Origin of the sequence: Paraburkholderia sp. CNPSo 3274 (assembly GCF_024206475.1) — a bacterium.
Taxonomy (GTDB): domain Bacteria; phylum Pseudomonadota; class Gammaproteobacteria; order Burkholderiales; family Burkholderiaceae; genus Paraburkholderia.
In genome coordinates this window covers 72,416-86,116 of sequence record NZ_JAMBPR010000020.1, presented here as the reverse complement: position 1 = coordinate 86,116, position 13,701 = coordinate 72,416, and the positions used below count along the sequence as shown (strand labels likewise).

General features: G+C 67.5%; 9 protein-coding genes. 2 read left to right on the top strand and 7 right to left on the bottom strand.

Translation table 11 applies throughout. From position 1 onward, the window contains the following. Positions 1-324: 324 nt before the first annotated feature. Positions 325-1,779, bottom strand: a complete 1,455-nt coding sequence (locus M3I54_RS16050) for a DUF1254 domain-containing protein (protein ID WP_254337470.1) — start codon at positions 1,777-1,779, stop codon at positions 325-327. 308 nt (positions 1,780-2,087) lie between these two features. Here M3I54_RS16050 and M3I54_RS16045 point away from each other — a divergent pair, with 308 nt between their 5' ends. Continuing rightward, complete coding sequence (locus M3I54_RS16045) at positions 2,088-4,571, top strand: heavy metal translocating P-type ATPase (RefSeq protein ID WP_254337468.1); 2,484 nt, start codon at positions 2,088-2,090, stop codon at positions 4,569-4,571. Positions 4,572-4,839: 268 nt separating this feature from the next. Then, positions 4,840-6,867 (top strand): methyl-accepting chemotaxis protein, encoded by a 2,028-nt coding sequence (locus M3I54_RS16040; protein ID WP_254337466.1) that lies wholly within the window; start codon positions 4,840-4,842, stop codon positions 6,865-6,867. Positions 6,868-6,959: 92 nt separating this feature from the next. Here the strand turns inward: M3I54_RS16040 and M3I54_RS16035 are convergent, their stop codons facing one another. From M3I54_RS16035 to M3I54_RS16010, 6 genes are all read right to left on the bottom strand, one after another. After that, a complete protein-coding gene (locus tag M3I54_RS16035; protein WP_254337545.1) occupies positions 6,960-9,383 on the bottom strand; it encodes a penicillin-binding protein 1A in 2,424 nt (807 codons plus the stop codon). Positions 9,384-9,718: 335 nt separating this feature from the next. Further along, complete coding sequence (locus M3I54_RS16030; protein ID WP_254337464.1) at positions 9,719-10,903, bottom strand: porin; 1,185 nt, start codon at positions 10,901-10,903, stop codon at positions 9,719-9,721. Between the two features lie 270 nt (positions 10,904-11,173). Further along, positions 11,174-11,470 carry a hypothetical protein gene (locus tag M3I54_RS16025; RefSeq protein ID WP_028202877.1) on the bottom strand — a complete coding sequence of 99 codons (297 nt, stop codon included), beginning with the start codon at positions 11,468-11,470 and terminating at the stop codon, positions 11,174-11,176. A gap of 93 nt (positions 11,471-11,563) precedes the next feature. Further along, entirely contained in the window at positions 11,564-12,178 is a 615-nt protein-coding gene (locus M3I54_RS16020) for a flavin reductase family protein (protein WP_254337461.1), read from the bottom strand. A gap of 210 nt (positions 12,179-12,388) precedes the next feature. After that, a complete protein-coding gene (locus tag M3I54_RS16015; protein WP_169739096.1) occupies positions 12,389-12,544 on the bottom strand; it encodes a hypothetical protein in 156 nt (51 codons plus the stop codon). A gap of 200 nt (positions 12,545-12,744) precedes the next feature. Continuing rightward, positions 12,745-13,572 carry a hypothetical protein gene (locus M3I54_RS16010; RefSeq protein ID WP_254337459.1) on the bottom strand — a complete coding sequence of 276 codons (828 nt, stop codon included), beginning with the start codon at positions 13,570-13,572 and terminating at the stop codon, positions 12,745-12,747. Between the last annotated feature and the right edge of the window lie 129 nt (positions 13,573-13,701).

Genomic DNA, 13,701 nt, shown 5'->3' with positions numbered 1-13,701 from the left:
GCTTGCGGATGAGGCGGCAACAGGCCCGCCGCGGGATGTGGGTCTGATGTCGGAAATCCGGGGATGCCGACAGCCGGAAGTATAGGTCCGATAGAAGATCGGACGACGGGAAAACGCCGCAGGCGGCGCAGGTATTGCGCAACAAGAAGTAACAGCGGGACAGCGATTGCCCGGCGAGTGCGTGGTGTCCGTCGCGCGTGTTGCGCGATGCATGAAAATGCGGGCGGAGAAGCCGGGCGTTGCGCTTGAGCGGGCTTATGCGGCGCAAAAAAAGCGTTGGCGGGACAGCGTGCCGCCAACGCCTGGTTCAGCCCGGTTCAGCGGCTACTGCCGCTCGACGGCGGGCGGCTGCCAACTGCCATCGGTCGCCTGCGGCTTCGCGGCATAGAGGCGCATCACGAGGCGGAAGTCGCCATGCGGCGCCGGCACCCAGTTCGCGCCGCCGCGCGGCCGCTCCGCGCTCACGTGCACGTCGAGCGAGCCGTCGCGGTTGCGCCGCGCCCCGCTGCGGTCGCCGAACGCCACGCGCACGGGCGCGTCTGCGCCGAGTGCGCCGTCGGTCGTATAGGCCGTGATCGACCAGAAGCCGCGCACCGGCGGCAACTGCTTCGCCGTGAAATGGATTGTGTAGCGGTTCGCGCCGTTGAGCGCATGACCGTCGCTGTCCTGGCTCACGCGGGCGCGCACTTCGTCGCGGGTAGTCGGCAGACCCGGCGACGTGTACGCCGCGTAAGCGCGCAGCGCGTAGTCGGGGCCGTAGTTGCCCGCGTCGTCGCCCACCCAGAGCCAGCCGTTGCCCGCCAGCAGGTTGGTCGGCGGTGTCGCGGTGCGCGTGCGGCCATCGGCGAGACCCGCCTTTACGACCGCGGCGTCCTTCGCGCCCGAGGGCAACTGCGCCGGGTCGCCGGGATGCACGCCAATGTCGCCGAGAATCTTGAGCGCATGGGCGTCGTCCGCCGTAGGCGGGTTCTCTTCCAGCGCCAGGGCGAGCCGGTCGAAGAAACCGTTCGCGCCGAGCGCCGCGACCTGGGCGGACGGCGTGCCAGGCGCGACCGGATCGCCGCTCTGCGTGGCGCCGGTCTGCTCGCTGCCGTGTGCGCCGCGAGCGCCGGCTTTGCCGCGCGCGGCGTGATCGTCCCACCCGGAAAGCGCCGTGACCTGCAGGCCGTGCTGCAGCCGCCGCACAGCCGCGAGATCGCCGCCGCCGCGCGTCTGGATGCGCGCGAGGAACCACACATAGCGCGTCGACACATCTACGCGCTTCGCGCGCGCGGGCAGCGTGCCCTTCCATCCGGCCGGCACGAATGCAATCGTTTGCGCTTTCAGACCGCTGACACGCTCGCCGGTTTGCGCGGCGCCCGTCGACCAGACGACGTTCGTCCACATGTCGAGCGCGCGCGCGTCCATGTAGCGGCCGTGCGTGTCGGGCAGCGTGACGAGCACCGGCTCGCTCGAAACGTCGAGCCAGCCGCTGGAAGCCAGCGTGTCGAGGTTGGGTTCGGGCGGGCTCGAGGCCCCGACGGGCGGCAGCGACTGCGCGTGGCGCAGTGTGTTCGGCGCGGCCTGGCCGGGCCCGCTGCCGGTGGCGGCTTCGCGCGCCACGTCCATCAGCACGAGCGGATAGCCAAACACATAGGAATCGGAGACTTCGTCCTTCATCCAGCCGTTGCTCTTCGGCGCAACGTCGCCCGGCGCCGAGGCGCATCCGGCGATCAGGGCGAGGCAGGCAAGCGCGGAGCAGCTACGGTACGAGGAGAATGCTCGATGTATTGTTGTCATTTGTTGGTTGTATTCGGTGCGGGCGGTCCATGAAGTGACGTCGACCGGCTAGCCACTCCGCGCGCGGGCCCCCCCAGGGCCGTGGTCAAATGCGCGCGGCAAGGCGCCAATGCCGCCGGTTGGTATCGTATCGCTCGCGCATGGGCCTGAAAAGACTACAGCGTGGAATATTGCCTTACAGCCGGGCGGCTTGCTCTCAAGACTTCCCTCCGAAATGAAAGGGGCGTAGTGCCGCGCCCCTTGACCTTCCCATGATGGGAACGTAGATACTGCCTAATATCGATGACAGCCAGTGCTCGTACCCCATCATGAATGAACCCCTCGTTGCAGAGCGCACCGATACCACCGTGGCCGAACTCGAGGTCCACGGCATGACATGCGCCTCGTGCGCCATGCGCGTCGAGAAAGCGCTCGCCAAGGTGCCGGGCGTCACGCGCGCCTCGGTCAATCTCGCCACGGAAAAGGCCACCGTCGAGGCCAGCGGCGACCTCGCGTCCGCCGCGCTCGTCGCCGCCATCGAAAAGGCCGGCTATGAAGCCGTGCCCGTCGCCACGGAAGCCGCCACGTTCGCCATCGGCGGGATGACTTGCGCTTCGTGCGCGAACCGGGTCGAGAAGGCACTCGCGCGCGTGCCCGGCGTGGCCGGCGTGAGCGTGAACCTCGCCACCGAGCAGGCCACTGTCAACACGCGCTCGCCGCTCACGGGCGAATTGCAGGACCTGCTCGTCGCGGCCGTCAAGAAGGCCGGCTATGAAGCCACGCCGCTCGCCGCCGACGAAGACACCGCCACCCCGGCGAAAAGCGCCGCCGCCAGCGACGAGGCGCGCCGCGAATGGCGCGCCGTGCTGATTTCGGCCGTGCTCACGGCCCCGCTCGTGCTGCCGATGTTCGGCCACTGGCTGGGCCTCGACTGGATGCTGCCCGCCTCGGCACAGCTCGCGCTTGCGAGCATCGTGCAGTTCGTGTTCGGCGCGCGCTTCTACCGCGCCGCGTGGAAGGCCATGCGCGCCGGCGCGGGCAACATGGATCTGCTGGTCGCGCTCGGCACCTCGGCCGCGTATGGCGTGAGCGTCTATGCGATGCTCGCGCACCCCGGCGACATGGCACATCTGTATTTCGAGGCTTCGGCAGTGGTCATCACGCTCGTGCGCTTCGGCAAGTGGCTCGAAGCACGCGCGAAGCGCCAGACCACCGACGCGATCCGCGCCCTCAACGCGCTGCGGCCCGATCGCGCGCGCATCCGCATCGATGGCGCAAGCGGCGCCAACGCAGAGGAGCGCGAAGTCCCGCTCGCCCAGGTTCGCGTGGGCACCGTGGTGGTGGTGCGCCCCGGCGAGCGCCTGCCCGTGGACGGCGTCGTGCTCGAAGGCCGCAGCCACATCGACGAATCGCTCATCACGGGCGAAAGCCTGCCGGTGCCGAAAGCGCCCGACGATCCCGTCACGGCCGGCTCGATCAACGGCGAAGGCGCGATCGCCGTGCGCACCACGGCCATCGGCGCGGAAACCACGCTTGCGCGCATCATTCGCCTCGTGGAAAGCGCGCAGGCCGAAAAGGCGCCGATCCAGCGTCTCGTCGACCGCGTGAGCGCCGTGTTCGTCCCCGCGATTCTCGTGATCGCGGCCATTACGCTGGGCGGTTGGCTGTTCGCGGGCGCGAGCGCTGAAACGGCGATCCTCAACGCCGTGGCCGTGCTCGTGATCGCCTGCCCGTGCGCGCTCGGCCTCGCTACGCCTGCCGCGATCATGGCCGGGACCGGCGTGGCCGCGCGCCACGGCGTGCTCATCAAGGACGCCGAAGCATTGGAGACCGCCCACAACGTGAGCGTGGTCGCCTTCGACAAGACCGGCACGCTCACGCTCGGCCAGCCCTCGCTCACCGCGTTCGAAGCGGCCGGGGGGCTCGAGCGCGGCGAGGCGCTCGCGCTCGCCGCCGCCGTGCAGCGGCAAAGCGATCACCCGCTCGCGAAGGCCGTGGTGCAGGCGTATGAAGCACAGGCACAAGCCCTGACGCCAGGCGCGGCCGCTTTGGCCGTCGCCACCCATGCGCGCGCGGTGCCCGGGCGCGGCGTGGAGGCCGAAGTGAACGGCCGGCGCCTCGCGATCGGCAGCGGCCGCTGGCTCGACGAATTGGCGCTTGCCGCGCCGCCCATGCTCGCGGCCCGCGCGCGTTCGCTCGAAGAGGCGGGCAATACGGTGTCGTGGCTATTCGAGCCGCACGGCGGCGTCCTCGCCCTGCTCGCTTTCGGCGACACCGTGAAGCCCACGGCGCGCGAAGCCATTGCGAGCCTCAAGGCGATGGGCATCCGCAGCGTGCTCGTGACCGGCGACAACGCGGGCAGCGCGGCGGCCGTGGCCGCGCAGCTCGGCATCGGCGAAGTCCACGCGCAGGTACTGCCCGACGACAAGGCGCGCACGATCCGCGACCTCAAGATCCAAAGCGGCGGCATCGTCGCGATGGCCGGCGACGGCATCAACGACGCTCCGGCGCTCGCCGCCGCCGACATCGGCATCGCGATGGCCACGGGCACCGACGTCGCCATGCACGCGGCAGGCATCACGCTCATGCGCGGCGACCCGGCGCTCGTTGCCGCCGCAATCGATATTTCGCGGCGCACGTGGCGCAAGATCCAGCAGAACCTGTTCTGGGCGTTCGTCTACAACCTGATCGGGATTCCGCTCGCCGCCTTTGGTCTGCTCAACCCCATGCTCGCGGGCGCGGCAATGGCGTTTTCCAGCGTGAGCGTCGTGACCAACGCGCTGCTGCTCAGAACGTGGCGGGGCCGCCGCTAACGCAGAAGTTTACAGCGCGACGTATCGCGTGAAACATAACGAAAGGGCGCTTCATGCGCCCTTTCCCTTGTGTCGGCGTTATTTTTGGATTCCGAAATATCCCACAATCTGCATACCGAAATGGCATGACTGATCGGTAATCTTTACGTGGCTGTAAGGTTTTTCACGCCACCCCCTAAAGGATCGCTCGCGCGCGCCGTAATGCGTCATGCCAGCGCCTCGAAGGCGCAGGTTCCTTCCTTACAAGCTCTATTCCGGAACCGAATACATGCTTTCACGCTTATCAAGCCGCGCGAGCGTCGGCGTGCGCCTCGCCTTGCTATCGTGCGTGCTCGTCGCAGCCATATTTGCAGCCTTCACGTGGGCGATCACGCATTCGGCGGCGACGCAGGTCGGCGACCAGGTGCGCACGCGCATTGCCGAAAAGGACCAGTCGGTCGCCTCGTCGATCTCGCTCATCGACGGCGCGCTCGCAGCCGAAGTCGACCGCGCCATGCAGCTCTTCGAGAGCTTCCTGCCCGGCGCCTTCACGCTCGACCCCACGCAAACGGTCGACATTGGCGGCAAGGCCACGCCGGTCTTCAAGTCCGGCGATCACGTGCTGAACCTGGACTTCACGATCCCCGACCAGTTTCTCGCGCGCAGCGGCGAAATCGCGACCGTTTTCGCGCGCAGCGGCGACGACTTCGTGCGCGTGACCACGTCGCTCAAGAAGCAGGACGGCTCGCGCGCGATCGGCACGCTGCTCGACCGCAACGGCCCCGCGTATGGCCCGGTTGTGGCCAATCGCACCTATACCGGCCTCGCCCAATTGTTCGGCAAGCAGTACATCACGCAGTACAAGCCGATTCTCGACGCGAGCGGCCACGTGATCGGCGCGCTCTTCGTCGGCGTCGACGTGGGCGCGCAGATCGACGCGCTCAAGAGCGAGATCGCCAAGCTCAAGATCGGCGAGAGCGGCTATTACTTCGTGATGGACGCTTCGAACGGCCCGACGCGTGGCACCTTCCTCGTTCATCCGGGCGCCGTCGGCAAACACTACGACGACGCTGACGCGCCCTGGTCGCGCATGCTCGAAGCGCGCGAAGGCACGCTCGACTACACATCCGCCGACTCGACGCGCGACGAGCGCGACGCGCGCGCGAAGTTCGTCTCGTTCGTGAGCGTGCCGCAGTGGCAATGGCTCGTGGGCGGCGTCGCCGTGCGCGACGAGATCATGACGGAAGTGAACGCCACGCGCGACCGCTTTGCGGCCATCGGCCTCGTGCTGGTCGCGCTCTTCGCGGCGCTGTCGATCTACGCGGCGCGCCGCCTCGTGAGCCAGCCGCTCGACGCCGCCGCGCGAGCCGCCGGCCAGCTCGCCGCGGGCGACCTCACGGTGCGCATCGGTAACAGCAGCGGCAACAGCAGCCGCAGCAACATCGGAAATGGCCACGCAGCGGACGCGCAGGGCACGGCGGGCGCCGACGAGATCGGCCGCCTCACGCGCGCCATCGACGGCATCGGCGTGGGCCTCGCGCAGATCGTCGCGCAGGTGCGCAGCGCCACGGCGCAGATGAGCGAGGACACCTCGCGCATCGCGCAAGGCAGCGGCGAGATCGCTTCGCGTATCGCGAGCCAGGCGAGCAGCCTGGAGGAGACGGCGGCGAGCATGGAAGAGCTCACCTCCACCGTGCAGCAGAACGCCGACCACGCGACGCGCGCCAACACCGTCGTGACCAGCGCAGCCGAAGCCGCGCTCGACGGCGGCCGCGCCGTGAGCCGCGTCGTGGAAACGATGAACGACATCAGCCGCGCGTCGCAGAAGATCGCCGAGATTACGGGCGTGATCGACGGCATCGCGTTCCAGACCAACATCCTCGCGCTCAACGCGGCCGTGGAAGCAGCGCGTGCGGGCGAGCACGGCAAGGGCTTCGCGGTAGTTGCGAGCGAAGTGCGCGCGCTCGCGCAGCGCAGCGCGGCGGCCGCGAAGGAAATCTCGGCGCTGATCACCGAATCGTCGTCGACGGTCGAGACGGGCTACCGTATCGCCGGCGAAGCGAGCACGACCATGCGCGGCATCGTCGCGCGCGTGGATGAAGTGCGCTCGATCATCGGCGAGATCAGCATAGCCTCGCGCGAACAGTCGGGCGGCATCGAGCAAGTAAATATCGCGGTTTCGCAGATCGGCGCGGCGACGCAGCAGAACGCCGCGCTCGTAGGCGACGCCGAGCGTGCCGCCGCCGCGCTCAACGATCATGCGGCTGCGCTCGCCGAACTCGTTTCCGTGTTCAAGGTGCGCGAGTCACGCGCGTAGCACCTTCAGGGCATGATTCGCAGTGCCCAGCAAACAAAAAAGGCAGCGTCTTGTGACGCTGCCTTTTTTTTGCTAACGGCGCGACGCCGCGCTCATTGCCCCTGCGGCTGCGCCACGGGCGGCGTGTAGCTCGCGCTCGCGCCCGGCGTGTCAGGCTCCGCCTCGTCGGGCGTCGGGGTCGGCGCAAGCGCCGGCTCCTGCGCCGGATACGACGGCTGCGGGGCTTGCGCCGCCGGCGCGCTGGACGGCCCGATGATCGGCGGCAGGCCCATGATCGCGCGCGCGGCGGATTCTGCGGCCGCCGCCGAAGCTGCAGACGGCGCCGAGGCCGCAGAAGGCGCCGATGCCCCCACCTCCGAAGCTGCAGCAGGCACAGATGCAGGTGCAGGCGCAATCACGCGCGGCGGCGGCGCGTGCCGCACCGGCGCGCTTTGCGGCGGCTGCGCCTCGTGCGTGCCGAGCAGCTTGTCCATCCACGCCCGCAGCTTCTCGCGGAAGGTTTCGAACGCGCCCGGCGTCACCTCGGTGTCGAAGCGCGCACGCGGATCGACGACGCGCGAGCGCAGCGCACGCTGGAAGAAGTCGCCGACGATCGGCAGCGCACTGCGCGCGCCCTGCCCCCAGTAGTCGTCGAGCGTCACGCGGCCGTCGTCGAAGCCCACCCAGGCGCCCGCCACGAGTTGCGGGTCCATCAGGATGAACCAGCCGTCCGTGTTGCCCTGGGTCGTACCGGTCTTGCCCGCCACGTCGCCGCGAATGCCGAAGCGCGTGCGGATGGCCGCGCCCGTGCCGCGGTTCACGACGTCACGCATCGTGTCGAGCAGCGTGCGGTCCGCCTCCGCCGAAAGCGCCCGCTCCGGCGAAGCGCTCTCGAACTGCGCGAGCACGTTGCCCTTGTGGTCCTCGATACTCGTGACCATGCGCGGCTCGAGGTACTCGCCGTCGTTGGCGATGGTGCTGTACGCGGAGACCATCTCCTTCAACGTGACCGGGCTCGTACCGAGCGCGAGCGACGGCACCGGGTCGAGCTGGCTGTCGCGCACGCCCATCGCGCGCGCGAGCCGCGCAACCTTGTCCGGGCCCACCGTCTGCATGAGCTGCGCGGTGATGCGGTTGCGCGAGAACGCGATCGCGTCGCGCAGTGTCATCGGGCGATTGCTGGGCGGCACGTCGTCGGTCGGCTTCCAGATTTCGCCGCCCGCCAGCGGAATCTCCACCGGCTGGTCGATGAACGTGTCGCTCGGCTTCGCGCCCGCCGCGTAGGCCGCGCCGTACACGAACGGCTTGAACGTCGAGCCGGGCTGACGGCGCGCCTGCTGCACGTGGTCGAACGGCTCGTCGGTAAAGTCGCGGCTGCCCACCCACGCCTTGATCTGCCCGTTGCGCGGGTCGATGGCGAGGAAGCCCGCCTCCACCGCGGTCTTGCTCTTGCAGAGGTTGCGCATGAAGGTGCGGTCGCCAGCGAACTGCTTGAGCGCGGCGGCGTCGTTCGCGCCCGCGTCGCGTGCGCTCTTGTAGTCCTGCGTTTCGCGCATGAACGTCGCGAACAGGTCGTTGCCGGCCACACAGCCGTTGCGTCCGCTCCATGCGCCGTTGGCGATGCCCTGGAGCTGGTTCGTGTGCTGGCGCAGCGCGGCGGTTGCCATCTGCTGGAGGCGCGAATCGATCGTGGTGCGCACCACGAGGCCATCCGAATAGATGTTGTAGTCGTTGCGGTCCGCCCACGAAATCAGCCACTTGCGCAGTTGCAGCGCGAAGTGCGGCGCGGGGCCGGGCGGCTCGGTCTGACGCTCGAAGTCGAGGCGCAGCGGCTTCTTCGAGAGCGCGGCGTACTGCGCCTCGCTGAGCTTGCCGTACTTCACCATCTGGCCGAGCACGGTGTTGCGCCGCGCGAGCGCGCGCTCGGGGTTGATCACCGGGTTGTAATAGGCGTTGCCCTTGAGCATGCCGGTGAGCGTCGCGGCTTGCAGGATGTCGAGCTGATCCGCCGAGACGCCGAAGTAGGTGCGCGCCGCCATCTCGATGCCGTAGGCGTTGTAGAGGAACGGCACCGTGTTCAGATATGTCTCGAGAATCTGCTGCTTGCTATACACCGCCTCGATCTTGAACGCCGTGATCGCTTCCTTGATCTTGCGCGTGAGCGTGGGCGCACGGCCAATTTCATCGGGATAGAGATTGCGCGCGAGCTGCTGCGTAATGGTCGAGCCGCCCTGGCGCTCGCCCGAGAACGTGTGCAGCGCCGCGCCCGCCGTGCGTTTGAAGTCGATGCCGTGGTGCTCGTAGAAGCGGTGATCCTCGGTGGAAATCAGCGCATCGACCATGTGCGGCGAGATCTGCGCGAGGGGCACCCATTCGCGGTTCGAGGGCTTGAACTCGGCGAGCACCTTGCCGTCGGCGGAAAGAATCTGGGCCGGTTCGTCGACCCGCGCCTTGCGGATGTCGCCAATGCTCGGCGTGAACGGAATCAGCACGAGCACGTAGAGCACGACGAGCGCCGGCAACGCGCCAATGGCCATGAGCACGCCGCGCCGCGTGGGACGCAGATGATGGCGCGCACGCGCCCCCAGCGGGCGAATAAACCCGCCAAGCCGCGCGGCGGCGGGCTTCAGGCGGGACAACGACAGCGCGATTCGATCGCGGATCAACGGCACGTAACGCTTCACGCGGCAGGTAGGGTCGGCTGGCAAAGCGTGAATCGTACCAAACTCGCCGGTCGCCCACGCCGGAAAAAAGCCCGCCGAGGCGGCGGGCCAATGACGTACCTTGTAGCAGACTGCGATCCACCGACTGCCTCGCAGTCCTGCTGGAACGATCCACCCATACAGCCACAGGATGGGGTTCTAGTCGGCGCTTAGAAGCGGGTCAGCATGCCGACCGCGCCCATCACCTGATTGCTCGTCGCCGAGAAACCGCCGGCGTTGTACATCACTGCGACGTTGTTGCCGCCGATCGCGCGCTGGTACATCGCTTCACCGTACACTTCCGTGCGCTTCGACAGCGAGTAGCGCGCAATCGCGTTGACCTGGTTCCACTTCGGATCGGAGCTGAAGTTCGACTTGCTCACACCGTTCAGATGACCGTCCGTGAAAGTATCCATGAGGCCGAGAGACAGCGCCGGCGTGAGTGCGTACTTGACGTTCAGTTCATAGTTGTCGAAGTGGGTTGAACCGCTCACCGGGTTCAGGCCGAACGCGGACGTGTTCTGATACTGGCTGTGCGTGTAGACGAAGTTGACCGCCGCCGGGCCGAACGTATAGCCGATGCCTGCACCGACCGTGCGCTGCACATCCGCGGTCAGGTTGCCGCCGCCCGCGGTCGACTTGAACTCGCTCGGGTCAGCCGCAACGCTCTGGTTCACTGCTCCCGAAGGGTTGCTCGCTGCTGCCGAGCCGTTGATCTGGAGGTAGGCAGCGGCCAGTCGCAGCGGGCCGTTGTTGTAGCTCGCGCCTGCGCTGTACGCACGATCGACGGCGAAACTGGTGCTGTTGCTGAACGCGTACATGCCGCCGAATTTGAAGCCGGCGTAGTCGATACTCGAGAACTTCACCGAGTTGCTGAAGCGCACAGTATGTTGCAGGTTGTCGTTGTCGTACACGTGTGCGAAGCCCGCGTCGCCGAACGAGCCCGCCGTGCCGGACAGCGGCGCGACGAAGTCGACCATCGAGTCATACTGGCGGCCCATCGTGAGGGTGCCGTATTGATCGGTGCTCAGCCCGACAAACGCTTGACGGCCGAACATGCGGCCACCCTGGCCGAGCGCGCCGTTGTTGACGTTGAAGCCGTTTTCGAGCACGAAGATCGCATGCAGACCGCCGCCCAGGTCCTCGCTGCCGCGCAGGCCGAAGCGGCTGCCGCTGATATTGCCGCTTGCGAGTGCGACGCGCGCGCTGCCGTGGTTGGCGGCGCCATTCTGAACGTTGTTCGTGTAGGCGATGCCCGCGTCGACCAGGCCGTAGAGGGTGACCGAGCTCTGAGCGTGGGCAGCGGACGCTGCAAACGCTGCGCAAACGGCAGCGGCAATGGAAATTTTCTTCATGAAATAGCCCGTGTTTGCTTGTAATGAAGGGAAACGCGGCGCTAGTTTAGGAGCGCAAAAGCCAGCCCGCTAAGAATGGTCTTTTCCTGGGAGTGGGACAATATTTCACAAAGTTGCAGCAATTGCGGTGCGATGCGGCCTTGAGCGCGTGCGGCGAAATCGATAACAAGCCTGATGGGTTGCTTGAGTTGCGCTCCCGCAACAGCAATCACCAGCCCAACGGGTGTAGCCAGTCACAGGCGGGTGCATTGCTCGCGTTCGATGCGCGCGCTACAGCACGAGCGATAGCGCGATCGACACCCACACGGCAGCCGCGCCGCAGAGAAAGGCGCGGCGCGCCATCAGAAAGCGCGACTCGTCGTTGGGTTTCGCGGGCGAGGTGGCGAGCCAGGGCACGCTGCCGAGGCACGCGAAGCCCGCGAGCGCGATGCCGACGACCACCCGGTCGCCGATGCGCCAGGCCGACGGCTCGTGCAGCCCCCAGTAGCCCAGCGCGATCAGGCCGATCGAAAACATCGTCGAGGCGGCAGAACTGAGCGCCACCACCGATCCCGTCGGAGATTGCATGGATTGCCTCCCTGCGCGCCTCGCGCTGTCGGGCCATTATCGGCGGGCGGGCACGACGCGGCAACGCCGCGACCTGCTCACGCCCGTACCGGATTACGCGCTCGGTCGCACCATCTGGAACATCTCGCCGATCTGCGCGTAGTCGGCGCGATAGCCCGCGCGCATCACGGGCTGGGCGGCGTGCGTGTCGAAGAGGCCGTCCTTCAGGAATTCCTCGCGAATGTGCACGCCCACCACCTGCCCCAGCGCGAGCCAGTTGTCCATGGGCGTGCCGTCCAGCGCGTTGAGCCGCACGACCTGCAGCAGCTTGCATTCGAGCGCGGCCGGCGACTCAGCCACGTGCGGCACCGCGACGCTGCGGCCCGGCGCGGCCGTGAGGCCCGCGAGCGCGAATTCGTCGACGTCGGCGGCGACCGGCGCGGAGGTGCGGTTCATCTGCGGCGCCAGCGCCTTCGACGTGAGATTCCAGACGAACTCACCGGTCTCTTCGATGTTGCTGATGCTGTCCTTGCGGCCTTCGCTGCAGAAACCGATGATCGGCGGAAATGTGGCGAACGCACCGAAGAAGCTGTAGGGCGCGAGATTGAGGACGCCGCTTTTTGCGCGGCTAGAGATCCAGCCGACCATGCGCGGCGCGACGATCGCCTTGAACGGATCGTGCGGCAGGCCATGGCCCTGGGCGGGGTCGTAGAAGTAGGTATTGGACATGGATGAGACGTAGCGATTTCGAAGCGGCATCACTATGACATGAGCCGTGCGCAGCTGCCGTTACGCCAGACGAAGCGACTTCGGCTTGCAGCCGCCCCAAACGCAGCAAGGCCGGCTCTCTTTCGAGAGCCGGCCTTGCTTGAAGACCTGGCGGTCTGACCGGAGAAACGCGTTGGACGGCACCTGCCGTCCGAAGCGCTTCAGCTTCGATCAGTCACGCGGCATGCCGAACGGCATGTAGTGCGAGCGGCGAACGCGCTCAGCTTCGCGGTGACGCGCTGCGTACGAATATTCCGAATCCATCGGCAGATACGGCGACGCGAAGAGATCGCTGACCTTTTGGAACAGTGCAAAGATGAAGCTCATGGCGACTCCCAGTTAGGCTGCAATTCAGGGTTTTCCCTAAGACAGAATGAATTATAGGGTTTTCCCTATGGCAACGCTAGTGCAGCGCAGCAAAAAAACTGCGACGCGCCGCCGCACGGGGTCGAGCGCAATCGATGCGTTGCAGCAAAACAACGCATCGAGATTTCGGATACAGGGGCTGGATCGCGTGGCGAAGCCGGTCAGTGCGTGGCTTTCTGGGCGCTTTTAGCGTGAGCCGCACGCGTGGAATGCGACGCTGCATGGCGCGCGGGTGCGGGCGGTGCCTTGGCGGGCGCCGCCCTGGCCGACACGCGTGCCGAGGGCGCCGCCGGGGTTTCCGCGGCAGCGGCCGCAGCAGCCGCGGCGGCAGCGGATTGCGCGGCAACGCGCTGCGACAGGTCGTCGAGCGTGGACTGCTGCTTCAGGATGAACTGCTCGAGGCGCGCCTCATCTGCGCGGGATTCGTTCGCGAGGCTGTCGAGCCGCACCGACTGCGCGATCCCGAAACCTGCGGATGCGAGCACCGCCGCTGCAGCGGCGGCGAGCACCCACTTGAGTTGCCGCGACGAGGCAACCGCCATACGGCGCTGCTCGGCGAGCGCGCCCTGGAGCGCGTCGAGGCGCTGCGTCAGCGCGTCCGGCTCGGTGGCCGCCTGAGCCGCTTCGGACGCGAACCCAGTGGGTTCGACACGCTCGGCATGGTCGGCGGCAAACGACGGCTCGGCGACGAAGGCGGCAGCAGCCGGGTCCTGCACCTCTCCAACGCCCGGCGTCACCGCTTCGGCCACGGCAGGAGCAACGGCACGTTTCGCCCGCGGCGCGCGGCGCGCAGTCGTTGCACCCGCAACGGGACTCGCCGCGTTGGCCTCGTCGACGGGCGCCGCCACCGCTAGAGCAGCCTCGGGGTTTTCGAAGCCGCTCAGCGTGCCCTGACGCACGGCGGCATCCGCTTCGGCAACGGCGGCGAGCTCCTCGCCCTCCAGCGCGTGCGGAGCATCGGATTCGACAGCAACCGGGGATTCAGTCACGTTGGACGACGCAGATGTCGCGCGGGGCTGCCACGGCGCGTTGCGTTCGGGATGCGAAGAGCTCAAGGATGCGGTATCTGCGTAATCAGCCATGGGTCAGCGATGCGGTTCGCGTCGCGCGCCGGCCGG